The 26,406-nt window shown below is 35.2% G+C and carries 22 protein-coding genes and 1 tRNA gene; 6 read left to right on the top strand and 17 right to left on the bottom strand.

The features are described 5' to 3' along the window. Positions 1–26 precede the first annotated feature (26 nt). From PC_RS00710 to PC_RS00690, 5 genes are read right to left on the bottom strand one after another with little or no spacing between them, the layout of a single operon-like run. The gene (locus PC_RS00710) at positions 27–419 is read right to left on the bottom strand and encodes a hypothetical protein (RefSeq protein ID WP_039356034.1); all 393 of its coding nucleotides are present in this window, start codon (positions 417–419) and stop codon (positions 27–29) included. A 9-nt stretch (positions 420–428) separates the two neighbouring features. Then, the gene (eno, locus tag PC_RS00705) at positions 429–1,733 is read right to left on the bottom strand and encodes a phosphopyruvate hydratase (RefSeq protein ID WP_011174693.1); all 1,305 of its coding nucleotides are present in this window, start codon (positions 1,731–1,733) and stop codon (positions 429–431) included. A 13-nt stretch (positions 1,734–1,746) separates the two neighbouring features. Further along, a complete protein-coding gene (gene rsgA / locus PC_RS00700; protein ID WP_039356028.1) occupies positions 1,747–2,889 on the bottom strand; it encodes a ribosome small subunit-dependent GTPase A in 1,143 nt (380 codons plus the stop codon). Between the two features lie 56 nt (positions 2,890–2,945). Further along, positions 2,946–3,695: a TrmH family RNA methyltransferase gene (locus PC_RS00695; RefSeq protein ID WP_011174691.1), complete on the bottom strand. Its 750-nt coding sequence runs from the start codon at positions 3,693–3,695 to the stop codon at positions 2,946–2,948. After that, positions 3,692–4,930, bottom strand: coding sequence for a CCA tRNA nucleotidyltransferase (locus PC_RS00690; RefSeq protein ID WP_011174690.1), 1,239 nt, complete (start codon positions 4,928–4,930; stop codon positions 3,692–3,694). Before PC_RS00690 ends, PC_RS00695 begins: the two co-directional genes overlap by 4 nt. Positions 4,931–5,209: 279 nt before the next feature. On the opposite strand from PC_RS00690, the gene mutL reads away from it, so the two are divergent. Further along, positions 5,210–7,168: a DNA mismatch repair endonuclease MutL gene (gene mutL, locus PC_RS00685; protein ID WP_011174689.1), complete on the top strand. Its 1,959-nt coding sequence runs from the start codon at positions 5,210–5,212 to the stop codon at positions 7,166–7,168. Positions 7,169–7,324: 156 nt separating this feature from the next. On the opposite strand, the gene PC_RS09755 is transcribed toward mutL, so the two are convergent. The 8 genes from PC_RS09755 to rpsT form a co-directional block, all read right to left on the bottom strand. Then, entirely contained in the window at positions 7,325–8,503 is a 1,179-nt protein-coding gene (locus PC_RS09755; RefSeq protein ID WP_052278616.1) for a collagen-like protein, read from the bottom strand. A gap of 356 nt (positions 8,504–8,859) precedes the next feature. Beyond that, complete coding sequence (gene tsf / locus PC_RS00670; RefSeq protein ID WP_011174687.1) at positions 8,860–9,708, bottom strand: translation elongation factor Ts; 849 nt, start codon at positions 9,706–9,708, stop codon at positions 8,860–8,862. Between the two features lies 1 nt (position 9,709). After that, a complete protein-coding gene (rpsB, locus tag PC_RS00665) occupies positions 9,710–10,528 on the bottom strand; it encodes a 30S ribosomal protein S2 (RefSeq protein WP_011174686.1) in 819 nt (272 codons plus the stop codon). A 136-nt stretch (positions 10,529–10,664) separates the two neighbouring features. Then, positions 10,665–10,735: transfer RNA gene (locus PC_RS00660), tRNA-Gly, on the bottom strand. Between the two features lie 78 nt (positions 10,736–10,813). After that, on the bottom strand, positions 10,814–14,278 hold the full coding sequence (locus tag PC_RS00655) for a penicillin-binding transpeptidase domain-containing protein (RefSeq protein ID WP_011174685.1): 3,465 nt from the start codon (positions 14,276–14,278) through the stop codon (positions 10,814–10,816). Positions 14,279–14,307: 29 nt separating this feature from the next. Continuing rightward, positions 14,308–15,003 carry a phosphocholine cytidylyltransferase family protein gene (locus PC_RS00650; protein WP_044044664.1) on the bottom strand — a complete coding sequence of 232 codons (696 nt, stop codon included), beginning with the start codon at positions 15,001–15,003 and terminating at the stop codon, positions 14,308–14,310. Next, complete coding sequence (locus tag PC_RS00645; protein ID WP_011174683.1) at positions 15,000–16,685, bottom strand: CocE/NonD family hydrolase; 1,686 nt, start codon at positions 16,683–16,685, stop codon at positions 15,000–15,002. Before PC_RS00645 ends, PC_RS00650 begins: the two co-directional genes overlap by 4 nt. A gap of 140 nt (positions 16,686–16,825) precedes the next feature. After that, complete coding sequence (gene rpsT / locus PC_RS00640) at positions 16,826–17,116, bottom strand: 30S ribosomal protein S20 (protein ID WP_011174682.1); 291 nt, start codon at positions 17,114–17,116, stop codon at positions 16,826–16,828. A 537-nt stretch (positions 17,117–17,653) separates the two neighbouring features. Between rpsT and PC_RS00635 the strand changes: the two genes are divergently transcribed. The 5 genes from PC_RS00635 (at position 17,654) to PC_RS00615 (ending at position 22,664) form a co-directional block, all read left to right on the top strand. Further along, the gene (locus tag PC_RS00635; RefSeq protein ID WP_039356000.1) at positions 17,654–18,496 is read left to right on the top strand and encodes an RluA family pseudouridine synthase; all 843 of its coding nucleotides are present in this window, start codon (positions 17,654–17,656) and stop codon (positions 18,494–18,496) included. Then, positions 18,493–18,942 carry a hypothetical protein gene (locus PC_RS00630; protein WP_011174680.1) on the top strand — a complete coding sequence of 150 codons (450 nt, stop codon included), beginning with the start codon at positions 18,493–18,495 and terminating at the stop codon, positions 18,940–18,942. The genes PC_RS00635 and PC_RS00630 overlap by 4 nt, the downstream gene beginning before the upstream one ends. A gap of 75 nt (positions 18,943–19,017) precedes the next feature. Next, positions 19,018–19,899: an aldose epimerase family protein gene (locus PC_RS00625; RefSeq protein ID WP_011174679.1), complete on the top strand. Its 882-nt coding sequence runs from the start codon at positions 19,018–19,020 to the stop codon at positions 19,897–19,899. Between the two features lie 22 nt (positions 19,900–19,921). Further along, positions 19,922–21,121, top strand: coding sequence for an HlyD/EmrA/EmrK family protein (locus PC_RS00620; RefSeq protein ID WP_011174678.1), 1,200 nt, complete (start codon positions 19,922–19,924; stop codon positions 21,119–21,121). A 1-nt stretch (position 21,122) separates the two neighbouring features. Further along, on the top strand, positions 21,123–22,664 hold the full coding sequence (locus tag PC_RS00615) for a DHA2 family efflux MFS transporter permease subunit (RefSeq protein ID WP_011174677.1): 1,542 nt from the start codon (positions 21,123–21,125) through the stop codon (positions 22,662–22,664). A 31-nt stretch (positions 22,665–22,695) separates the two neighbouring features. On the opposite strand, the gene rfbB is transcribed toward PC_RS00615, so the two are convergent. Genes rfbB through rfbA form a run of 4 tightly spaced genes read right to left on the bottom strand, consistent with a single transcriptional unit; the run spans position 22,696 to position 26,066 of the window. Beyond that, a complete protein-coding gene (gene rfbB, locus PC_RS00610) occupies positions 22,696–23,754 on the bottom strand; it encodes a dTDP-glucose 4,6-dehydratase (protein ID WP_011174676.1) in 1,059 nt (352 codons plus the stop codon). Between the two features lie 2 nt (positions 23,755–23,756). Further along, a complete protein-coding gene (gene rfbD / locus PC_RS00605; protein WP_011174675.1) occupies positions 23,757–24,641 on the bottom strand; it encodes a dTDP-4-dehydrorhamnose reductase in 885 nt (294 codons plus the stop codon). After that, positions 24,638–25,192: a dTDP-4-dehydrorhamnose 3,5-epimerase gene (gene rfbC, locus PC_RS00600; protein WP_011174674.1), complete on the bottom strand. Its 555-nt coding sequence runs from the start codon at positions 25,190–25,192 to the stop codon at positions 24,638–24,640. The genes rfbD and rfbC overlap by 4 nt, the downstream gene beginning before the upstream one ends. Then, on the bottom strand, positions 25,179–26,066 hold the full coding sequence (rfbA, locus tag PC_RS00595; RefSeq protein WP_011174673.1) for a glucose-1-phosphate thymidylyltransferase RfbA: 888 nt from the start codon (positions 26,064–26,066) through the stop codon (positions 25,179–25,181). Before rfbA ends, rfbC begins: the two co-directional genes overlap by 14 nt. Positions 26,067–26,406: the final 340 nt, after the last annotated feature.

Below are 26,406 nucleotides of genomic sequence, written 5' to 3'. Positions count from 1 at the left end.
CGTCGATGTAGGCTATCTACATCGACTTACTTATAATAAAGATAGTCATAGAAATCGGCTTCATTAGTCAACAAAATACTATGATAAAATTTACAAATTGGTTGCACCGCATCTAACACCTCCTGATTTCCTATTCCAGGCATATAAATCGCATCCAAATTAGGAATGAAAGTTTGCTGCTCTAACATTTTCAAGCCAATGAGATAATCATTTATACTAAACCCCTCTTCCGAAACGCGAAAATAAATGAGGCGACGTTTAAAAAGAAGTGCTTGCACAGCGCAATATAACCCTTTACTTTGATAAGGTGGATTTCCCAGATATTTATCTAAATCTTCTAATCCTTGACAAAGATAAGCCGTGCGAAACTCTCCGCGTTCAGCCTCTCCAAATAAAACGATTGTATAAATTGTATCCATCAATTTACCTTAGAAAATCTGAAATCGATTACTATCTTGATAAAGCGCTGTCGATTCTAATTCTGCCTCAATAGCTAATAACCGATTGTACTTAGCAATTCGGTCAGATCTAGAAAGAGAACCTGTTTTGATTTGTCCTGTATTAGCCGCTACACTAATATCGGCAATGATACTATCTTCTGTTTCGCCAGATCGATGAGAAATAATACAAGCATAATTGTTAGTTTGAGCCAAACGAATTGTTTGCAGCGTTTCGGTTAGTGTTCCGATTTGATTAATTTTCACTAAAATTGCATTCCCCACACCAAGTTCAATTCCTTTTTCCAGAAATTTGGGGTTGGTGACAAAAATATCATCTCCTACAATTTGTATTTTTCGTCCTAATCTTTCAGTTAATCGTTGCCAACCACACCAATCTCCTTCAGCTAACGCATCTTCAATTGAATCAATTGGATAATTTTGACAAAGGGTTTCAAGATAGGCAATTTGCTCTTCAGCGGTTCTTTCCGCAAATACTTGATTCTTTTGTTTCTTTTTCTTTTCAAAATATTGCTTAGTAGTTTTATCATAAAATTCCGAAGCTGCACAATCCATTGCTAGAACCACTTGTTTACCAGGTTGATAACCAGCTTTTTCAATCGCTAATAAAATCAATTCTAAAGCCTCTTCATTTGAGGAAAGGTTAGGTGCAAAACCCCCTTCATCTCCAACAGCTGTCACATGCCCAGCTTTTTTAAGTATTCCTTTTAACGTGTGAAAAATTTCAGCTCCCCACCGAACCGCTTCACGAAGAGTAGAAGCTCCAACAGGTCGAATCATAAATTCTTGAAAATCAAGAGAGTTATCAGCATGAGCCCCTCCATTAATAATATTCATCATGGGACATGGTAAAAGATGGGCATGAACCCCTCCAATGTAGCGATATAAAGGGAGATTTGCTGTCAACGCTCCCGCCCGTGCTAAAGCTAGCGAAACACCTAAAATCGCGTTGGCTCCGAAATGACCTTTATTGTCTGTCCCATCAGCTTCAATTAACATCCGATCTAATCTTTCTTGATCATAGACCTGCTCTCCAACCAGAATTTGTGCAATTGGACCATTAATATTAGCAATTGCTTTTAAAACTCCTTTACCAAAGTAATAATTGAGATCCCCATCACGTAATTCTAATGCCTCATTTTCTCCTGTAGAAGCTCCAGAAGGAACAGACGCTTTAACCATGACATTTTGATCTGTAATTAGTTCAACCTCAACAGTTGGATTACCTCTAGAATCTAAAATTTCTCTTCCTTTTACAGATCTTATATATGACATAATTCCTCTTCAGTTATCTTCTAATATGCTTCTCATTACTAGTTTCCATTAATACTTGATAAGACATATAACGAACAAAAGAAATATGCTCTTCTTCAACTGCCTGACGAACCGCACACTGTTCTTCATGAGAATGGGTGCAATCGGGAAATTTACAATTTAAACCACATGCATGAATTTCAGGAAAATAACCTTCTACTTCACTTTTATCCAAATCCCATATGCCAAAACTTTTAATTCCCGGGGTATCAATACACCATCCTCCAAATTCCAATGGAATCAATTGAGTCGTTGTCGTTGTGTGAGAACCTTTTTTTGTTCGTTCAACAGTTTCCCCTACGCGCAGATCCAAACCTGTCATAGCATTAATTAAAGAAGATTTTCCTACACCAGACTGCCCAGAAAAAACAGAAGATTTTCCCAACATAGCCTGACGAAGAAGATCTAAACCTTCATTTTTAGCGGCACTAACTGAAATGACAGGTACTTTAGCTACCGCATAAGCTTTTAATAGCTCTTGATAAAGATCTTTTTCTTGTTCTCTTAATATTTGATCTTCATCATCCGCATCAAAAAGATCTACTTTATTAATCACGATTAAAGGATCCATGTTTCCTTTATGAGCAGCAATAATATATCGATCGATTAGAGAGGGTTTTAAAGGAGGATTAACCACGGAAACCGTAATAATTACTTGATCAATATTTACAGCAATTAATTGTTCTTTTCGACGAGAAAGATTGTCTGCCCGAGAAAGAATTGTTCTGCGAGGTTTTACACTGGCAATGATTCCCTCTCCTTCGTGCGTTTTCTCAAATAAAACAAAATCACCTACGGCAACAAGATTTTTAGCTTGTGTCTTATCTCGTTTAAGCAAACCTTTCAAGACACAGCTAATTCGTTCACCTTGATAATCAACTAAAATTCCTTGCGGAATAATAGAAACAACTCGTCCCTCTAGCCATTCTTGCTTACTAATTTTTTGTTGATGCCCTTTTTCAAGGTTCTTTAAATATTTTTCTTGATCTGTTTTTTTATATTTTGACCGATCTTTCGCTACCGCTAACTTTCTTTGCATGCGGCTTTCTTTACGTGGTTGGAAATAATCTTCTTCAGGATCTCTCCAATAAGAGCGATCATCATCTGCATTACTCATTCAACAATTCCAAGTTAACATGAATTTTGGATAAGGGATGACACTGTATTCTTTATCTAAAAATTCATTTGATTTAAAGCATATAATAAAATTCCGCCAGCTACTGCGACATTTAATGACTCCATTTCTCCAGACATGGGAATACAGATAGGCTCAGCAAATTTAAACACTTCTGGAGAGGGTCCATGAGCTTCATTACCCATGATCAAAATTTTTCGTTTTTTAGAGACCGTTGATTTAAGAATTTGGCCTTTCAAATCTGCAACCAACGTTTGGAAGTTACCCTGTTTCGCTAACAATTCCAATTCGTTGATATTTCCTCTTCTCAACGGGATTTTAAAATGGGCTCCCCGTGCTGATCTTAAAACTTTTTCATTGTAAGGATCGCAACTGGTAGGGAGTAAATAAATTCCGTTCCACCCAAAAGCCAGTGCTGTTCGCATCAAAGTTCCCAAATTTCCTGGATCATTAATTCCGTCTAAAACTAAAATATTTTGAGCTTGCTTAAGAGAAGAAAAAGGAGGCATTTGTATCTCTGCAATCACTCCTTCCGGAGTACTATTCCCAGAAATTTTTTTCATAATTCCCTCAGTGACTTGCCATTTTTCGAAACCTTCAAAGGTTAAATACGGAGCATAGGCCGAAGTGTAAATAATCTTTTTAACGAAAGAAAGAACTTCTCGAATTGGCTTACTTCCCTCCAAAATTAATGCTTTATGTTCTAAACGATAACGACTATTTTCCCTTAATTTAACCAAATGTTTGACAAAAGGATGTTGTAAACTAGTGATAAAATGAGGTGTCATATTTTCCATAACATTGTTTGTTTTAAAGCGTTCAATACCGTTTGCGAATCTTGATAATCATTATTAATAGCCAATTTCTCAGCTTCTGTTAAAAGTATACCCATCTGCTTACCTGCCGAAATTCCATTAGCTTGTAAAAGTGCAGAAGAAATCAAAGGTGTTTTTTGTTGAATTCGTTCAATGTGGGATTTTAACTTTTCAAAACGGTTTTTAAGTTGAATCAACAATTCATTCCCTTTATTTAAGGGAAAAGTTGCTGCAATCACTTCTACTACAATAGAGAAATCAGGATTAGCTAAAGCATGAGCCCAAGGATAAAGATCTTCCAATCCGTTTTCTTTTTCTTTTTTAATTAGCTGGTTTAAATCTTCAAAATAGTGAAGAAGCTTAAGATCACGATTTGTGACCTTAAGACGTTTAGCCACTTCTATCTTTTCTTCTCGATTCAGCCTAGGCATCAATACTATCAAATAAAAAATAGTCGCACAATTTTTAGGGAATCGTTTATAGGCTTCTACTAAATGCCTCAATTCATTAATTGGTAATCCTTTTAACTCTGGAAAAATGACATCTAATAAAGTCAATCTATGCATCTCTACAATAGCCTGATCAAAACATGGATACATAGCCATCTTTTTAAATTCTTGCCAAATTCTTTCGATCGCTACAGCTGGGAAAAGCTGCTCGGCATTTTCAAAAATAGCTTGCTGAGTTTCAAGTTCGATGGCGAATCCAAAACGCGCAGAAAAGCGAAATGCTCGTAGCATTCTTAACCGATCCTCTTGAAATCTCTCATGAGGATTTCCAATCGCTCGAATAAGATGCCTTCGAATATCCTCTTGTCCATTCACAAAATCATAAATAACTTCTTTCAAAGGATCGTAAAACATTCCGTTAATTGTAAAATCACGCCGCAAAGCGTCTTCTCGTGCTGTTGAAAGAACAATACCTGATGGGTGTCTCCCATCCACATAATCTAAATCTTTGCGAAACGTAGCCACTTCAAATTGATGGCCTTCCCAAACAACAATGACCACCCCAAAAGCAAGCCCTACCAACAACGTATTAGGGAAAATATCCATAATTTGTGCAGGAGTCGCATCTGTGGCAATATCAATATCTTCTGATGGATGTCCCATTACATAGTCTCTTACCCATCCACCAGCAAAATAAGCTGTATGTCCTGCTTTCACCAATTTAGTTACGATAATTTTAGCTTGTTTAAAAACATCCATGAGATATCTATATCTTTTAAACGTGTAAATTTAATGATTATAAAAGTATAATCATATCAAATATCAGAAATAAATCTGCAAATTCCATTCATTTAATTATTATTTTTTGAAGATCATTTTTCACTGATATTTGATCATATCAATTTAAAAGTAATTCTCAAAAATTTTTCGCTACATTGGATAACTAAAATTTTCTAAAAAAATGCGATTTTTGAATAAGATTTAAAAGTTTCTGATTTAGTTTTAAAAGGCCCATTTTCAATCGAATCAGGCAGGCTTATGGCTTCGTTACCTAAAATCCATGTTTTAACTGAACAAACTATTAATCAAATTGCTGCTGGAGAGGTTATTGAAAATCCCGCTTCGGTAGTCAAAGAATTAGTTGAAAACTCCATGGATGCTGGAGCAACAGAGATTTGCGTTGAAATACAGGGAGGAGGGCGACAACTTATCCGTATTTCTGATAACGGATGTGGAATGAGCGAAGATGACGCTCTTTTGTGTTTAGAAAGACACGCTACATCCAAAATAAAAAATGTGGACGATATTGAAAATATTCTTACTATGGGATTTAGAGGAGAAGCTATCCCTTCAATCGCTTCGATTTCGAAATTTTCACTTCTTACCACACCTCAATCAGGCGTTAGTTCAATTGATAAATTAATGCAAGGGTCTTTGACAATTGTCGAAGGTGGGCGTATTCAATCACATGGGAAAGCGACTCGTTCTCCTGGTACAACAATTGAAGTTAAATCACTTTTTTTTAATGTGCCAGTCAGACGTAAATTTCAACGCTCACCTAATTATGATACACAAGAAATCGTTAAAATTCTGACAAATTTGAGTTTAGCTTATCCAAATATTGCTTTTGAGCTAATTAGCGATCAAAAATCCATCTTGAAAATGCCTCTTATTTCAATCGATATTAATCATCAACAGCAATTATTAAAAAAAATCGAAACATTACTAGGTAAAGAATTTTCTCATTCTCTCTGCCCTCTTACTTTTTCTTCTCCTCCTTATGAAATAGAAGGCTATATTGGGCTACCTTCTATTCATAAACCCAACCGAACCAGTCAATACCTATTCATTAATCGCCGCGCTGTTTATTCTCCTCTTATTGGGGTAGCTATTCGAGAAGGATATGGAACTATGCTCGGTACAAATAGGTATCCCGTTTTTATTTTACATCTCCGCCTTCCAGGCTCACTTTTTGACGTTAATGTACACCCACAAAAAAAAGAAGTGCGCTTAAGACAGGAGCAAAAACTTAAAGAGACTTTAATCAATGCTGTTCAAAAAGCCTTAAGACAAGAAAATCCCCATCAAGCCTTTTCCGAAATGGCTAACCAAGTTCAAAATGAAACTTGCGTTTATCCTTGGTCAGCCCCCTCTTTTCAAACTCCTTTTCAGGTCAAAGAAGAGTCATGGGAATTCAAACCTAATCACAAATTTTCTACATCGATCGATGAAAACCCCACTTTTATTAAAAACATAGAAAATTTAGAGTTAAAAAATGAAACTTTTAATCCCTCTTCTTTTATCCAAACTAGGTCTCTTCCTACTAAAGAAGAACCAACTTTTTTTATTTCCCATCAACAAAAAGCGCCTAAAGTATTACAAACTTTAACAGGCTATTGTTTGTTAGATGCTTGTCAAGTAAAAGGAACATTTAATAGCAATCAAGAATTGAATGGACTTCTATTGCTCGATCAAAAACAAGCCTATTCGCGTATTAAATATGAAAAACTGCTTTTTAATCTCAAAGGAAAGCAAGCTATTCAGCAATTAATTGTCCCTCTGACGTTCCAATTTTCTATTCCAGAAACTACGTTATTAAAGACACACTTAGAAAGTTTAAATCAGTTAGGTTTTTCGATGCGTGAATTTGGAAATCAAACATTCGTGTTAGATGCTTTTCCTTCTATAATGTCTGAACAAGAAATTGAAACTTGTTTGTTAGAAATGATTCAAGATTTGTCAACTTTACAACAGAGTCAGCAACTCCAGATAAAAATAACAGAAAAGCTTGCGTTAACTGCTAGCCGTTCTTCTTTTTCTAAAAATATCCAATTATCAATCGATGAAGGTCAAGGATTAGTCGATCAACTTTTTATGTGCGATATGCCTTATCTTAGCCCCTCAGGATCTCCTATTTTTGCCTATTTTAAACTTCAAGAGCTAGCTGATTTATTTCGAAAATATTCTTATTTCCCTTCTCAAGATTCAACTTTTTAAATCTATAAAAAATAAAAAAAATTCTCCATCAAAATTTCTAAAGAAACTCCAGAATTTATATTTCGTATAAAAGGTACTTTTTAAATAGTTTTTAAAATTATAAATTTTTGATAGCTAGCTTCCAAACTCAACAGTTATGTTGAGTTTGGAGTTAAATTATAAAATCCTAATAATAGTGATTGCACAAGCTGTTGGAGGACTACCTTCCCCAACTGGAGCGATAAACTGGCCACCAGGATTAGCGACAGCTTGGATAATAAGATCTTGGCCACTTGTCGCATTCAATAAAAAATTTGTAGTCAATGGAATGGTGTCTGCTGTTAGTTCTCCACTCAATTCCCCAAAAACCTGGCTTCCTTCAACTTGGGAGCCATTAAAGGTTGCCCAAAGAGCGCATGTGGCATCCATTACATTTAGAGTAAATTGTCCTCTCACCTGAACTAAATAAATTCCTGTTTGTTTACAAGTGAACGTTGTGTTAGTTGGACGCACCCAACCATCTAAAATTGGACAAACATCAAAGCTCAAATTAACTGGAGATGGATTTACCGATTGTGTCTCTATTCCATAGGCAAAAACATAATTATTGCCAAAAGCTGGTCCACTAGCACCAGTTAATCCCGTTGCTCCTGTCAAACCTGTGGCTCCTGTCAAACCTTTAGACCCTGACATACCATCAGCTCCTGGGAAACCATCCGCTCCAGTTAATCCTGTAGCTCCTGTCAATCCTGTGGCTCCCGTTAAACCAGTTGGTCCTGTTAGACCTGCACCTTCACCTGTTGGTCCCGGAGGGCCTTGTGGACCTGTTGCTCCTTGAGGTCCAGGAGGACCTTTAGGGCATTTTTTGCTATGACAGGAATTTCTTAAAAGATTAACAACATTATCTAATGTTTTTGGATCTTTTTCCAAATTTTTAGTTAAAGATAATAACTCTAATTTTTCACATGAATTGGCATAAATAGCTTCGTGAAGAGCCAAAATGATTTTATCATCTCTTTCTAAAGTCTCAATGGAATTGGCATCAGTGACAGTTTTTACATAGATACCTTGATCTTCAATTAAATATAGACTAGTTACGCAAGGTTTATCTGACTGCTGCTTAATTTCTTTAATGACAATGTTAGTCCCTGATGGATGGTAATAGGTGATTAATTTACCATCAGGCTCATGGATAACAAAAAACTCTTCCGATTGGTTCAAAGCAGGGAAAATACCAGTATCATTGGTATACAAATCTTCATAAAAAAAATCGGTCTGCGCTTGTGCACTATTTTCTAACGGGTAAAATCCAGTAAAGAGGATCAGGATTTTGAAAAAGAATTTTTTGGTGTTCATAAAAAACTTTATTGTTGAATACATAAATGATTTATAATCAATAATTTAAAATAAATACAAAATATTTACCAGTTTTTCACTGTAGTTTTTTTTAAAAATTATTTGCAATGATTTTTTTTAAATTTAATTTTTAATGTCAGTTGCAATTAAAGCAATCCTTGGATTCTGAAAAGGTCGTTTTGAAATTAGTGCTCTTATTTTTCTTTTTCCCGAGTTTATAAACTTTCAGTTTATACAAAGAAAAGTTTCAAATGTGCTTAGTAAATTTTGATGAATTAGAGGCACTTTAAATAAAAAAGGGTTTAGATAAATTTTTATCTAAACCCTTTGAATGAAATCATTAAGATAAATGATTATTATTGGCCCACATTCCAACGAATGAAGTTTGTAACAGCTAATTCTTTGCCAACTACTTTGCTACGTTGATTTACTAAATCTGTAATGCTTAAACTATCATCTTTGATGTATTTTTGGCGCACTAAACAATTAGTATCATAGAATGCATTAATTTTTCCTTCTACGATTTTATCGACAATATTAGCAGGCTTTCCTTGAATTTGACCTTTTGCAATGTCTTTTTCACTTGTAATAATTTCTTGCGGAATTTTTTCTGGAGATAAGTAGTCAGGTGCAGTAGCCGCAATATGCATCGCAATATCTTTAGCTAAGGCTTCTTCTTGATTACTACCAGTAATTTCCACCATCGTTACAATTTTTCCGCCTAAATGCGAATAAATACCAAATGAACGCTCTGGGCTTTTCTGTAGAGTCATAATACGTTTGATCTGAATATTTTCACCAATCGTTTGAACGATTGTTGCTCTGTATTGGTCAACAGTCAAAGAAGATTCTTTTGAATACTTTTGCTGTAAAAATGCGTCTAGAGAAGAAGGATTAGTATTTGCTACTTCACGAGCAATGTTTTCAAGAAATTCTTTAAATCTTTCGTTCTTCACAACGAAATCAGTTTCAGCATTGACTTCAACAATTGCTATTGTTTTTTCATTTTCAGCTGTACCGATCATACCTTCTTTCGTTTCGCGGCCTTCTTTTTTTACTGCAGAAGCCATTCCAGCTTTACGAAGATTGGCAATTGCCAACTCCATATCACCATTTGCTTCTTCTAATGCTTCTTTACATTTTCCCATGCCAACGCCAGTGCGTTCGCGCAGTTCTTTAATCAACGCAGGAGTTACAGCCGCCATATTATTTTTCTCCTCTTGCACCACTCTTAGCTTCTTGAAAATCTTGTTCACGATACTTAGAAGATAAAGTTTCTTCTTCGGCTTCTTCAGTTTGTTCTTCTTTACTAGCATAAACTTTAATATCATTTTTCTTATCAATAATAGCTTTTGCTAATGTTTCAAGAATCAACTTAATGCTTTTTAAAGCATCATCATTACAAGCAATAACATGTTCGATTGGATCTGGGTCACAATTTGTATCGACTAATCCCATGACAGGAATACCCAATTTATTAGCTTCTGCTACCGCTAAATGTTCTTTACTTGGATCAACAACAATGACTAATCCAGGTGGTTTACGCATAGATCGTACACCGGATAAGTTTTTTTCCAATTTAATTTGATCTTTCGTTAACAAAGAAATTTCTTTTTTAGTTAAACCTTCGCCGCCAGTAGAAATTCTTTTTTCAATACGCTCTAGTTTTTTAACAGATTGGCGAATAGTTGAAAGGTTCGTAAGCATTCCACCTAACCATCTTTCGCAAACGTAAAACTCACCACATTGTTCAGATAATTCACGTAAAACAGCTTTTGCTTGTTTTTTTGTTCCGACAAATAAAATAGATTTATGCTTAGCAACAACATCTCTTACAATGTCTACTGCATTACGGATTTGTTGTAATGTTTTTGCAAGATCTATGATGTAAAGACCATTGCGTTCTTCGAAAATGAAACGCTTCATTTTCGGATTCCAACGGCTAGTTTGGTGACCAAAATGGGCCCCTGCTTCTAGCAAATCTTTAATGGAAATAGGTAGTGTTTGGTTTTTATTCTGAGCCAAGCCTTGTCCCTTTATGTTGACGACGGCATCTTGCTGATACGCAAGATTTCGGTCTTGGTTAAACATGTTTTTATTGATAAATATGGCCTCGATCGAAGCTCATAAAGATTATAATACCGGTTTGGTACGAATCTATAGCGCCTGATCAGAATCGAACTGACACTCGTAGCTTGGAAGGCTACTGTTCTACCATTGAACTACAGGCGCGTGGAATGAGCAATATTATTCCTATTTAATTATTTTTATGCAACAGGCTTTTTTCAAATTCTTATCATTAACTTAAGTTTAATTCTGATATTTCAGCTTAAGTTCCCGCCATTTTTTAATCATTTGAGCAGCTAAAGGAGCCGCTTCTTTCCCATATCCCCCATAGCGTAAATAGACGACAATAACAAGTTCTGGTTGACCGAACTCATCTTTAAAAATAAAAACATTTTTATGTTTTTCACTTTTCCCTTGGTCAAAGGCTATACTGCCAAACCAAACATGCGTATAAATGTTTGTTCCTTCTGCTAAATCTAAATCAATATTTTCTACAGATTCAGAAGTACTTGTTTTTCCAAGAAGTTGGTCTTTCATTTCAGTAAATTGTCGAATAGCTTCAGGATGCTGTTTGTAAATTCTTGTCAAACTAGAAAGATTGTCTTGGTGAGATTTCATAGCAGCGGCTTTTAATCCTTTTAAAAGCATCTGTCTAACAATTTCAGGCATAAAAATTTCTCGTTTAACTTCAGTGGCAATAATTTTTACTAAACTTTCCTGATTTTGATTAGAAATTGCTGTAAAAAGAGGAAAATCCAATCCCACTAAAGCAAAACTATTCTGATAAAGAAAATGGGGAGGGCATGAAATTTGATCATTTCCTCGCAAAGGTTCTCTACCTGCAGTCAAATGCACAATTTTAGGTTTCAAAATCTTTCCTCCATTTGCAATAGCAGCTAACATCACAGCCGTTTGCAAAGGAGTTACAACAAGAGAGTGTTGGCCTATTGCCATAGCGTATAAACCAGTTCGATTTGATTCCAGGTCAGTCGGAACCTTGCCTGAAATTTCAGCAGATAATTCAATTCCAGTACGACTTCCAAAAGAAAAAAGACGTGCTGCATCAGCCAAATCGGTGGGATGATCTAGATGTTCTGCCGCTAAAAGAGAAAAATAAGGATTGCTAGAAACTTCTAAAGCTTTGATAAGGTCTAACTTGCCTGTATGCCGATGTGCTAAACTTCGCGGTAGCCGTCCTCCTTTATACAATTGTGGAATAGGCTTCCCCTCATCTGTATAACCAATATAACGGGTATTTCCAATATGAAAAATCTCATCGATCATTGTTAAAGGATTTAAATCATGAAATGTCACAACTTTTTTATCTAGTTTTTGGTAACGTTGAGTTAACGCCGCATAAGCTGTCACTAGTTTAAATAATGATCCTTGAATTGTTGCTTGTCGATAAGCATGAGAACGAGCATATCCAAATCCATAAACTGGATAAAAAGCCATTGCTAAATGCTTTTCTAATAGCTCTTTTTGGTTTCTTAAATACCGATATTTACCAAATAGAGGACGTTTAAGCTCGTCATATGAACGCATTGTTTGTAAATAACTAACAAAATTATCCGATGCTAAGTTAGGCAATTTTTGCAAATGGTCAAATTCTTTTTTCCATTCAACAGCTTGATGAGCCCCTTGGATTAACTCTTGATGCCATTTTCGGAAATGGTCAAGATAAATCATTAAATGCGTATTTTCTGTTAAAATTTGTTTTCCATTTAAAAAAGCTTCGATTAAATCCCACTGATAGGTTAACCAAAAATTCTGAAAAAGTTTATTTTCTTCTTGATCTAAATAATCTAAATAAGGCTTTGGATAAATTTTTGCCGACTTCTCCTCTAGCCGCTTCTGTTTTAAAAAAGATTTTTCTTCGTGGATACGCCAATCTTTAAAATCGATATCATGAAATAATTCTTTTGTCATTTCTTTGACAACTGACTGAATTTTGACAAAGCTTCCCGTCCAATCTCGAAAATTGGCTAGCGATTGATCTTTAACTTCCCTTAAAAGATCTTCTGAAAAACGAGTTTCATCTAAAGCAAGCCGACATAAATCTATAAACAAAACTTTATCATAATTTTGTGAAAGCTCTTCTAAATAGGGATCTAAATCTTTTTTAATGAGCGCAGCTTCATCCTGATGTTTTTGAAAATCAATTAACAATTTTTGCTTTTCAGATAACTTTAAAATAGGCTTAAAAGCTTCATGATTTTCATCTGCATAAAGACAGTTAAATAAAGTATAAAGATTCCAGTCAGGATAAAGAGCACGCAAAGCTTCGACTGATCTTTGGAGTTGAATCGCTTGGCCAATGGTTTGCATATGGTCCATTTTAGATCTTAACAGACTCTTTGCTGGAAGAATAAAATCTAGGTACGTTTGCCAAGTTAATATTTTTTTTTCATCATAAAATGTTTGCGTCAATTGATCATAACGCTCTCTTTGCAACGGTAAAGTTTGATTCCAAAGATCAGCTAAATATACGTCATTTTCAAACCAACGATTAATGTTTTCTTTTTTTTGCTTAAAATCACCTCCTTTTCCAAATGAAATAAAATCATTAGGATCAAAACGAGGGTAAGAAGCCAATGCGATAATATCCCCAGAATAAGGTTGCATTGCCACAATAGCTCCTCCCTTTATCCAAGGCTCTTTTTGTGCAATTACTGTTTTTTTTACAGGTCCTAAAGCTGACTTACGTACTAACCTTAATTCTTCATTTTGTGCAAGTAATTGTTCGGCATACTCTTGCAATTCAGCAGAAATCGTTAAAAGTATTCTGTGACCCGACAAAGGGGTTCTTGAACCTGGGAGTTCCCACAAAAAATTTCCTCTTGAATCAGAATAGTAGTTCCGTTTGCCATAAAAACCTCTAAGATCCTCTTCATAAATACCTTCTATTCCAGTTTTACCAATATAATCATGAATCGTATAGGCTTTTTCTTCTAAATCTTTAAGTCTTTTTCGAGCATGAAAAGAGCTTGAAATACCCAAGGGTAACTCGGTTTCTATCCCTTCTTCCCGTTCACGAATAAAAGTTTGTAATCCTTTAATTTCGTGAAAAATTTTTTCATATTCTTGTTTATTAATCGCTCCCATATATCCAATAATATCAGCCCCTACTCTTCCTTTAGGATAGTATCGCTTAGATAACAAACGAGTATGTATCCCAGGCCAATCCTTTTCTAACATTTTAAGGCGATAAAATTCCGATTCGCTTATTTGCTCTTTGATGACAAAAGGAACTTGTGCATAATAAGAAGCTTTAGAGTGAATCAAATCTTCAATGCGTTCAGCATCTAAATTTAATTCAGAAGCTAGTAATTGAGCTAAATCACGAATATATATTTTTCTTTTGAAAATCTTGACTCTTTTTCCTTGTGCATTTTTTTGCCATTCAAAAGATGGAATATCTTTTAATTGAGAATAAAGAATAGTGGCTTGATACTGTGGGCGGTTAAGAGCAAGAGGAAGGTTGAATCGATCTCGTATAGTTGCTCGCGTTGCAGGTTCAATGACAACTTTTCGTTGCGGCTTTTGAGACTCTTCCAACTTTTGATCATATTGAATGACAGCTAAATTCCAAACTCTAATGATAATCAAAATCATCGCTATCAAAATACAATTCAAAATTCGATTAGCTTTAGTCGGAATATCATAATGATTAAAATCAATTCGTTTTTGACGACGAAAGCGAGACACGATTTAATCCTTAAATAAAAACGAAGATTTTAAAAATTTTGCCAAGCTTGCAAAAGTTGATTAACCTTAACTAGATCTTCGGGGAAATCTATTTCTGCACATTGATTGATTTCAATTAAGACGGGTTGAACAACTTGTCCTTTCTTTATACATTTCTCAATAGCCTTTTCAAAATAATCTTGATTTTCACAAATATTTAGAGACTCTTTTAACAAATTTAAGTCTCTTTTTTTGTAAAAATTAATGCCAAGAGCTTCCCCTTCAGGAAATTCAACTGTTTTAGAAATTTCTATAATCTGGCCGTTTTTATGAGTCCGATACTTAACTTCTTCCTCCGCTACTTTCGTACGATTCACAATCATGGCTGTTTGATCAAAATCCAGAAGAGTTTTTAGGATAGAAGGATAAAAAATAACATCTCCATTTATCCATAAAACGTCTTCATCAATTTTTTTAAGGGCTCTTGCAAGACTCTTAGCTGTGTTTTCTTGCTCGAAGTCAGGATTATAAACATACAGAAGTTCAGGAAAAATATCCATGATCTTTTCTTTCTGATAACCAACGACAATGAAAACTTGATCTAATGAAATATAGGTTTTTAAAGCATTTAATTGATACTCTAAAATTGTTTGACGATTGATTAAACGAGTTAAAGCTTTAGGATCATGTCCTTCCGAATGATCTAATCGACTTCCTTTTCCTGCTGCTAAAATTACGACTTTCATAAGGAATTTTCCATAGGCTTGACAGATGGTTGCTCTCTTGTCAACCAAGTTTCTCCCTTACGAACAACAGGCAAAATAAGTTGTGAAGGGTATTTTTCTCCCATATAAATGGTATTGTGTGCAGATTTAAATTCTCCTCTCTGGCTGCCAATTAATCCCACATTAAGATTTTTTTCGTAGCGCGGATAGTTAGAACTACTAATAGAAATTCGAATTGAATGTCCTTTCGCAAAAACTAAACTTGTGGACCATAAGTCGAGATCTACTTCAACTGGTTGGTCTGGCTTTAAGTCAATTTTTGAATCATTTTGATAACAAAATACTCCTAAACGTATACCCCCTTCTGAAATCAAAACACTTTTACCATCCGGATAAACGTCTGTAAGATGAACAACAATGTCTGAGTCTTGTTGATCTGAGGTAACAAACAATTTTGCCGATAACTTTCCCGTTATTTCTAGATCTTCCTTCAGAGGATGTGTTGTAAATACAAGGATATCCTTTCTTTTTTCAATATTTTGTTGATCTACAGGACCTGATTCTAAAAATAAATTACGCCCACCTCTAGTGGGAATAGGGTTAGTTGGGTCATACGTATAAGCTAAAAGGCCTAGAGAGGGAGGAGTTTGTTGAAGTGTGTGTTGAGAAGTTAAATAAAAAGCTGTAGCCACAGTGGGTACAGGCCATACCTCAGATGTACGCCAAATATTTCCGCTTGAAGTTGATCCATCAAATGGCCCCATCACATAATAAAGGACGGGCGGTAGAGATTCAACTTCATTTACTTCTCCCTTTAAATAATGATCAAACCAACGTTTTGGAGAAATATCCATAGGAGGATTTTCCCCTGCAACAGGGATTTTAAAATCACCGAAATGATTAGATAAAGGCCAAAAGTGTGTCCAAGGGCCAATAATTAATTTTTGTTTTCCTTTAGCCCCTTCTTCACCTTCTCGTTGTCTTGCTTCAAATGCATCTAAAGTTCCTTGTAAGAAAGTATCATACCAACCTGCGACTAACATTCCGGGGATTTTCACTCGATGGGCCATTTCAGAGGTATTTAATTGTTTCCAAAACTCGTTATAGAAAGGCCGTTGAGAAACGTAATTAAGAACACCAGTGTCACGAGCGTAATAACCAAGCCAACTTTCAGCTTGATGCTTGAGCAAAAGTCCTCCAGGAAAAAGTCCATGATGATATAAACTCGCTGCAGCTACAATAATGTATTGGCAAACCAAATGCGGAGGTTGAGTGGGAGCCAGGAGTAGTTGCGTGATTCCTACAGCTGAAGAACCCCATGTTCCAATTTTTCCATTCGTATAGGGACTTTTAGCCAGCCATTCTACCGCATCATATCCATCTTGCAATTTTCCCCATCCATCTGACAAAAAAGGAAATGTTTTTCCTTCAAGATCTAATACACTACGCGTATCTTGAATTGCAATCACATATCCTGCTTTTGCCATTGAGGCGAAACTTTTCCATGTCGAATCGCGACCAGCAGGGCTTCTAATCAAAATGCAAGGAAGATTTCGAGCTTCTGGAGTTGGCAAATAAAGATCTGTGGGAAGAGATACTCCATCTCTCATGGGAACCATGATTGTTAAATCTGGTTTAAGCTCCTCAGACCCTAAAATATTTAAAAGAAATACAAAAATACATGTATATAAACGAATCATCATCACAAGCTTGTTTTGTAGATAAATTTAAAATCTATAAATACACAAAATCTCTTGTTTAACATCAACTTTATCCAAATTAAGTTATACAAGAGATTTTATATTTTAAGGTCTAAAGTTTTCGGTTATCAGTAATCAGCAACTTACGCTTTAGCGGCAGCACGAGCGGCTAAACGAGATTTTGTGCGGCTAACTTTATTTAACTTAAAAACACCTTTTTTCGCGCATTTGTCTAAGATACTATACACTTCATCTAGTTTAGCTTTAGATAAAGTTTCATCACCTTTTACTAAAGACTCTTGAAAAGAACGTACAGCTGTTCGAACACGTGATTTGTAAATTTTGTTGTTAAGGCGCTTTTTCTTGTTTTGCAAATCGCGCTTAAGCGCTGTTGGCCGCTTTACTTTCTTTGCTGCTACTTCTTGTTTTGCCATTTTTCCTCTAAGGGTTAATAACTTTTCATTTGGAGGATTTAATTATAGGAAATGCAACTTAATTCGTCAAAGATTACTTAATTTATTCCAGAGTTGCCAGTTTAAAATTTATTGGCCAAATATAATAACTGCCTTTATAAGGAGTTAATAATGCCACAGAAACATCGAGAGATGTCTTAGTTAACCCTTTAGCTTTCTTTTCGCCATTTTTATTGAATTAATCCCAAGCTAAATCATTTTTTAGATCGCAATTCATTCCTCCTGCACTCAGAATTAAAGCTATTCTTCTTTTAGTCGGTTGTTATTAGTCAACGTTCCCCTGTTGCTGCAAAACAATATCAAAATCAAGCTTATTTTATTTGCATCCAATACTTATTAAAATATTTTTTTTAATTCATTACCTTATTTCATCTGTTTTCTCCAAATAGAAACGATAAAGCAAATAAAATAGTCGAAACTTAAAATACAATTATCTTGGAAAAAAGTTTCATTCCTAGCAAAATGATGCCCTTACTAACCTAAAAATTTAAAGAATTTATGAAATTAACTTGTCAGACCAATCTCCCGATTTTTGAAGCTTTAGCACTTCTTTCTCCGCAAAGTTCTAAAAACACTCTTCGTTCTTGGATCAAAGAAGGTCGAATTGAAGTGGATGGAATTGTTGTAAAAAATAATCATTTTGAAGTTTTAGAAGGACAAGTCATAAGCCTAAACCAAAGAAAAAAAATCGTCGGGAGTGGCATTCAAATTCTCTACGAAGATGCTGATTTGGCCATCATTTATAAACCGTCAGGACTCTTAAGTGTAGCAACAGCTTTCGAAAAGGGTGAAACTACTCACGCTTTGTTAAAAGCTCATTATAAACCTAGAAAAGTCTTTGTTGTTCATCGTTTAGATCAAGATACTTCAGGTGTCATGGTTTTTGCTTTCAACGAAAAGACTTGTAATGGGTTGAAAGATTTATTTGAAGTTCATGATATTAGCCGCTCTTATACAGCTATTGTAGAAGGTCAATTACTTTCCCCTTCGGGAACTTGGAAAAGCTATCTTTATGAAGATAGCCAATATTTCGTTCATGAAACCGAAGATGAAACCTATGGTCGTCTAGCCATTACCCACTACCGAACTTTGAAAACATTAAAAAAATATTCTTTAGTTGAACTTACTTTAGAAACAGGACGAAAAAATCAAATTCGCGTTCATTGTCAATCTGCTGGACATCCAGTTGTTGGTGATAAAAAATATGGAGCTCATACCAACCCCTTAAAAAGACTCTGTCTACATGCTCATTTATTAGCTTTTAAACATCCCATCAGTAGAAAAATCATTCGTATTGAATCCCCGATTCCCGAAGAATTTTACCGATTGATTCCCAAATGATTTTACACCGTAACCCTATTTGGATTGCATTTTTTAGTCTTATCATTATCGTTACGTTTTTTTACACAATTAATGCTATTTTAGATTTCTATCATTATCAGCGCTTGAACTGCTCCCTTCCAGCAAACGAAATTAAATGGTCAATAAAAAAAGTTAATGATGAAACATTTGTTCCCAAAGGATTTTATCAATTCACCTACAAAGGAGAAAGAATTTCAGGTTACACTTCTTTTCAACAACATTATCTCAATCCATTCGCAGCAAAAGAAGCTATTGATAGGCTAGCAAATGCTAATTTACAAGTTTGGTTTGATTCTTCAGCTCCTAATTTCTCTACTTTGGAAAAAAATTTTCCTTTCAAAAAAATTTTTTACACTCTCATTTTGTGGGTCCTTATCTTTTACTTACTTTGGCTTGACCGTCGAGTAATTTTATATAAAAATTAAATTTTTACTTTGTTAAAAAAGATTTCTTATTCATGATGCACATTTAAAAGAATCTAACCGATAGTTGTTTGCTCCATGAATATAATTAAACTAGAAAATCGAACTGAAGACGGAGAAAAACTAGAGGCTACTTTTGCTCCTGACCATGGACTAAATCTCATCAGCTTCAAAAGAGGAAATATTGAAGTCATTGAACAATCGACTTGGAATCTTTTTGAAGAGCGATTTGCTGGTTTAGGAGCATTAATTGGTCCACACTTTCATCGCCGACGAGCAGAAAGCCTTCCTAAAATTGCAGATGAAACACTTTTTCCCCACATTGGTAGAGTCAAGGCAAAAGGGACTCAAGACCCATTTTCACATGGTATTGCTCGTTATGCTCCTTGGCAAACGACATTTACTCAAACTCAATTAAATGGCCTGCTAACAGGAAAAGATCTCTGGAATGGGGTTCTTCTTTCCACATTAGAAGGACAGAATTTTAAGTTTGAATTACAAGCTGATTTAACGACGACTGGACTTTCTCTACAACTTTCTATTATTAGTGATACAAATTCCCTTGTAGGTATTCACTATTACTACTCTCTTCCCAACCATCGAGGGAAAATAACTAGTTTTGTGCAAGATAAAGTGAGAATAGAAGATTGCCTTCAATCGATTCCCTCATTTTGGTCATTTGATTTGAAACAACAATTAGTTTTTGATTTAAAAGAAGAAGCAGATTTTACTTTTAGGCCTTTCCCAGACCCTTTAATGGGAGAAATTTTATTAGAAACAGATACTTATTCTTTAAAAACACGTTATCAATCTGTTTGTGAAGAAAATTGTTGGCAACTTTATCATCCTAAAGACGCATCATTTGTGTGTATTGAACCAATTAGCTCTCAAAATCCTAAACATCCTAATTTGAACATTAGTCAGCTACAAATTTATTTAGAAATTTTACCCCTTTCTTAAGAAGATATAAGATAATAAAAACATGACTGAAAAAGAACCTACAACTACTAATCAAGATTTTTCTTCTCTTAATCTAGATCTTCTCAATAAGAAAAAAAGAAATAAAGTTTTATTAAAGATTTTTTTTGTTTTTTTATTATTAACTATTCTAACAACTATTTATTGGTATTTGTTCATCCGTTTTCATGAATCGACAGATGATGCTTATGTCAATGGTAACATTGTTAATTTGATGTCTCCTGAACAAGGAACCATTACAGCTATTTATGCAGATAATACAGATTTTGTAAAACAAGGCCAGCTACTGATAGAACTTGATCCAACACTCTATCAATTAGCTTTTGAACAAGCTCAAGTTGAGCTAGCTTTAGCTGTCAGGGAAGTTCAACAACTTTATGAAACTGTCCAACAAAAAAAAGCCGCTCTTGAATTAAAACAAGCCGATTTAAAACGAGCCCAAGAAGATTTTGAAAGTCGTAATTCCTTAAGAAATACTGAAGCTATTTCGATTGAAGATCTCAATCATGCACAAGCTAATTTAACTGTTGCACAAGCTGCAACGAACTTATCAAAACATGAATTAAATAGCGCCATTGCTGCTATAGGCTCAACATCATTGGAGAATCATCCCAATATTCAGAATAAAGAAATTGCACTGAAGCAAACCTATGTCAATTTAAAGCGATGCAAAATTTTAGCTCCCGTCTCAGGTTTTATTTCTCAAAGAAAAATACAAGTAGGAGAATGGGTCTCAACAACACGCTCTCTATTGAGTATTATTCCTCTCGATCAAATTTGGATAGATGCCAATTTCAAAGAAACAGAATTGCGTGATATTCGAATAGGACAACCCGTCACTGTTAAAAGTGACATGTATGGTTCTTCCGTGCTTTATCATGGTAAAGTATTAGGAGTATTAGCTGGAACTGGAAGTGTTTTTTCTTTAATACCTCCTCAAAATGCTACTGGAAACTGGATCAAAATTGTTCAACGTGTTCCAGTTAGAATTTCTCTTGATTCTAACGAACTTAGACAATTCCCCCTGTTTTTAGGTCTATCCACCTATGTTGTTGTCGACACGAAAAATCAACTAGGCGATCGATTAGCCTCCAATCCTGTTTACAACCCCATACTTACAACTTCTGTTTATGAAATTCCTATGCAGCCTGCTCAAGAACTTATTGATAGTATTATTCAAGCTAATTTAAACCACAAATCTTGATATGCCAGTTAAAACTTTAAGCCCAGCGGCATTAATTATTTTAACACTTGCATTAGGTCTTGGAACATTTATTCAGGTTTTAGACAGTTCAATTGCTAACGTATCAATTTCTCACATTGCCGGTGATTTAGCAGTTAGCCCTAACCAAGGAACATGGGTAATTACTTCATTTGCCATTAGCAACGGAATCGTTTTAGCTATCACAGGTTGGTTAGCAGCTCGTTTTGGACGGGTTCGTTTATTCATTTGGTCCACTAGCCTTTTTTCAATTACTTCATGGCTTTGTGGTTTGGCTTGGGATTTGAATGTACTTATTCTTTTTCGAACATTACAGGGAGCATCTGCTGGAGCTTTAATTCCTTTATCACAAGCTTTATTGTTAACAAATTATCCGGAAGAAAAAAAAGGAGTCGCACTTGGCTTTTGGTCGATGATCGTTATTGTAGCCCCTATTTTAGGACCAATTGTAGGAGGATATATTACAGATAATTATGGTTGGCCCTGGATTTTTTATATTAACATTCCCATTGGTTTTTTATCGGCTTGGATGACAGGTCTTTTAATTCAAGATCCTCCTCACGAAGGAAAATCTAAAGTTCCTCTTGACCTGACTGGTCTTTTACTTTTAACCATTGGCATTAGCTCATTGCAAGTTTTTTTAGATAAAGGGCAAGAATTAGACTGGTTAAACTCTTTGACTATTCGTGTCCTTATCGTGACTTGCGTAATCGCTTTTACAATTTTTATTCCATGGAACTATTATGCGAAACATCCAGTCATGAATTTTTCTTATTTTAGACATCGTAACTTTACAATTGGAACAATTTTGGGAGCGATAGGATTTCTCATGTTTTTTGGAAGCGCTGTCTTACTTCCCCTTTGGTTAGAAACAGAAATGGGTTACACGGCTTTTTGGGCAGGATTTGCTGTTATGCCAATTGGAATAATTCCTCTATTTTTATCTTCTACAATCGGAAAAAGTGTTAGTCGATTTGATCCAAGAATCATGACAACATTTAGTTTTATCAGTTTTGGACTAACATTCTTTTGGTTTAGTGAATTGACCCCTTCTGTCAGTTTATTTAAATTGATGCTTCCTCGCTTTTTTCAAGGAATCGGTCTCAGCTTCTTTTTTATCCCTCTTGTAACAATTTCATTGTCTCCCATTCCTAATCACGAATTAGCGGGCGCCTCAGGAATCTTTAATTTTATTCGATTAATTGCTGGAGGAGGATTCGGAACGGCTTTGTATGTTACTTTATGGGATCGTAGAGAAATTTTTCACCATAGCCGTTTAACAGAAGCAACGACAATCTATGACCCTTTAACATGGGAATTTTACGAAAATTTAAAACAATCACTTAGCTTAAGTCAACCTGAATCCAATCTTATTCTGGAAGATTTATTGTCCGCTCAATCGTATTTATTAGCTGTTAATGATGTCTTTTGGCTAACAGGATGGGTGTTCTTGGCCTGCATTCCTTTAATTTGGTTATGCAAAAAAAATACCACAAATAAAACTCAGCAAGTCGCCATGGATTAATGGGATCTCTTTCGAAAAAAAGTCTCTTCATTTAACGATCGGCGTAATTAAGCTCTATCCATCTTCGATAACTACCCGTTTGGATATTTTTTACCCATTGTTCATTTTGTATGTACCATTGAATAGTCTTATGGAGACCTTCTTCAAAACGGAGGGAAGGAGACCAGCCAAACTCATTTTTGATTTTAGAACAATCAATAGCATAACGCAAATCATGGCCAGGCCGATCTTTAACATAAGTGATGAGCTTTTCAAGTTCAGAAACTTCTATTTGCTGAGTAATTGCAATTTGTCTGATGATTTCATGTATCAAATCAATATTTCGCCATTCTGCTTCTCCACCAATATTGTAAGTTTCCCCACTTCTTCCTTTTTGAAGCAATAAGTAAAGAGCCTTAGCGTGGTCTTCTACATACAACCAATCACGCACATTAACTCCCTGTCCATAGACAGGTAAGGGTTTACGATCCAAACAGTTCAAAATCATGACTGGAATCAATTTTTCAGGGAAATGATAAGGTCCATAATTGTTACTACAATTAGAAATGCAAGTGGATAAATGATAGGTATGATGATAAGCGCGAACAAGATGGTCAGATGAAGCCTTCGAAGCCGAGTAAGGAGAGTTAGGTCGATAAGCTGTTTCTTCTGTAAAATAACCTTCTGCCCCTAATGTTCCATATACTTCATCTGTTGAAACGTGGTGAAAATGAATGTGAGGATTTTTTCTCACCACTTCTAATAAAGAAAAAGTACCTAAAATATTTGTTTCAATAAACACTTTTGGCCCTAAAATACTACGATCTACATGACTTTCTGCCGCAAAGTGAATAATTGTATCAATTGCATGCTCTTGACAGACATGTTCAATAAATGCTTCATTACAGATATTGCCTTGTTCGAAAATATAACGAGGATCGCTTGAAAGGGAAGCTAAATTTTCTAGATTTCCCGCATATGTTAAAGCATCAAAATTGATACAAGTTCCTTTAAATTCAGTTTCAGGGGCAAGTAAATAACGAATAAAAGCTGATCCAATAAAACCTGCTCCTCCAGTCACGAGAATATTTTGAACTTTTCTTGGTTGCATAATTAGCTCACCTGTTGCCTATCTTGGAAATTTTTATATATCGTCAAATAATCTTTTAATGCCTCTTGCCAGGGACGTGGTTTCCATCTAAGCACAGACTCTATTTTTTGAGTATTTAAAGTAGAATAAGCAGGTCGTTTGGCCTGTGTCGGATATTCATGAGTCATAATAGGTTCTATTTGACAATCCCTTTGAATCAATTGAAATTCCTTTCCTTGTCTATAAATCTCTTTAGCAAACTCATACCAGTTAGTTTCAGAAGAGTTAGCAAAGTGATAAATTCCCGACTTATCCAAAAATTGTAAAGCAACTTCAGCTAAATCTTGCGCATAAGTCGGTCTTCCCATCTGATCGCAAACAATCTTGATCTGTGCTTTTTCATTCATCAATCTTAACATTGTTTCAACAAAATTTTTGCCTGGTAAGCCAAATAACCAAGATGTGCGAATGACACAAGAGCGATCAAATTCATCTAAGAGTTTGATTTCTCCAGCTAATTTACTTATCCCATAAGCTCCAATGGGAGCGCAAGCATGTTCTTCGGTATAAGGCAAGTTCTCTTTTCCATCAAACACATAATCAGTCGAGAAATGAATGACATGCGCATTCTGGTGCCGAGCTGCAATTCCAAGATGGTGTGGTCCACAGGCATTGACGAGATAAGCTTGTTTGAGATCTGTTTCAGCTTTATCAACTTTTGTGTAAGCCGCACAATTGATGATATGAGTGATTTGTTCTGTTCTTACAAAATCTAAAACGGCTTCTAAATTGGTAATATCAATTTTTTTATCATCATTGGCAACAAAAGACAGTTGCCGTTTGTTTAATAAACGTTTGAAATGAGAACCAAGCATACCCGATGCGCCACATACCCAAATCTTTTTCATTTTCTAATCTCAGTTAATTGAAGCATGCTTTCACGAAAGGAAGGAGATTGTTTATCTCTTTCAGAAACTATTGGTTGCTCTATAGGCCATTGAATATTTAATTGTGAATCATTCCAACGAAAACCTTTTTCATAGAGAGGATCATAGGGAGTGCTCACTTTATACATTACATGGGCTTCTTGACTCAAAACGCAAAATCCATGCGCAAATCCCACTGGAATAAAAAGTTGATGGTGTTTTTTATCATCTAAAATAATCCCTTCCCACTGTCCAAATGTAGGAGATTCAGGACGAATATCAACAGCCACATCATAAATTTTTCCCACAGCCACTCTCACAAGTTTTGCCTGACCTGGAAAAGATTGGAAATGCATTCCACGAATGCACCCTTTTTGAGAAAAAGAATGATTATCTTGTAAAAAAGTCTCTTGAATCCCCATTTTTTGATAGAGGGGTTGCTGAAAACTTTCTAGAAAAAAACCTCTATTATCTTTAAATACGTTAGGCTTCACCAATTTTAACCCTTTAAGTTGCAAATCAATGATTTCCATAGTAAGGTCCTTTTTCTGCAATTTCCATTAAATAACGTCCGTACAAGCTTTTCCCGAGTTTTTCACCCAACAATTTTAACTGGGCTTGAGAAATAAATTTTTGATTGTAAGCAATTTCTTCTAAAGAAGCAATGCAGTGTCCTTGTCTTTGCTCAATCACCTGAACAAACTGACTTGCTTGCATAAGGCTTTCATAAGTCCCTGCATCTAACCAAGTGTATCCTCTTCCCATCACATGAACACATGCTTGATCTCTATTTAAATACTCTTGGTTGACATCTGTGATTTCTAATTCTCCTCGTGCAGAGGGTTTTAAGCCATGAGCTATGTCTACGACTTGATTATCATAAAAATAAAGACCTGTCACAGCAATAGAAGATTTCGGAATTTTAGGCTTTTCTTCGATCGACAAAATTTTACCCTGCCCATCAAATTCAACGACACCATATCTTTCAGGATCTTTTACCTCATAGCCAAATAAAGTAGCCCCCTCTTTTTTCTCTTTGGCACTTTTTAAAAGATTGCTCAAATGGCTCCCATAAAAAATATTATCTCCCAGCACCAGACAAACAGAATCCTTTCCAATAAAATCTTTACCAATAATAAAAGCTTCGGCGAGACCGTTTGGTTTTGGCTGCATCTCATAGGTAAAACGAACACCTAAGTGAGATCCATCCCCAAGCAGTCGTTTAAAAACAGGCATATCTTCTGGAGTGGAAATGATCAAGATATCTTTTATTTCGGCTAATAATAAAACTGAAAGGGGATAATAAATCATCGGTTTGTTGTAAACTGGCAGTAGCTGTTTAGTCACTCCCAATGTTAATGGATGCAGTCTTGTGCCACTTCCTCCGGCTAGAACAATTCCTTTCATATTTCTCCCTTAACAATTTCTACCGATAGTGAATGCTATTGAGCGCTTTTTGTTGCAGACGATATTAATTCAGTACCGAATTTTTAGAGTAGAAAATTCATGAATTTTAAGCTTAAGGCTGATTCAAAAAAATAACACTCATCGCAAATTAAATTTTTATGACTAAATAAACGTAAAAATTGATTGATAAAATAAGAAACCCCACAAATATAGCAAGCAGAGCCTCCCGCCAATGCCAATAATAAATTTTCTATTAGAAACTTGAGACAGGATATGCTTTTCATTTGTACCTACGGCCGCCTAATTTCAATTTTATCTGTGCTTTCAAATATGTTTGTTA

The organism is Candidatus Protochlamydia amoebophila UWE25 (genome assembly GCF_000011565.2).
GTDB lineage: Bacteria > Chlamydiota > Chlamydiia > Chlamydiales > Parachlamydiaceae > Protochlamydia > Protochlamydia amoebophila.
This window is presented reverse-complemented; position numbering and strand designations above follow the sequence as displayed.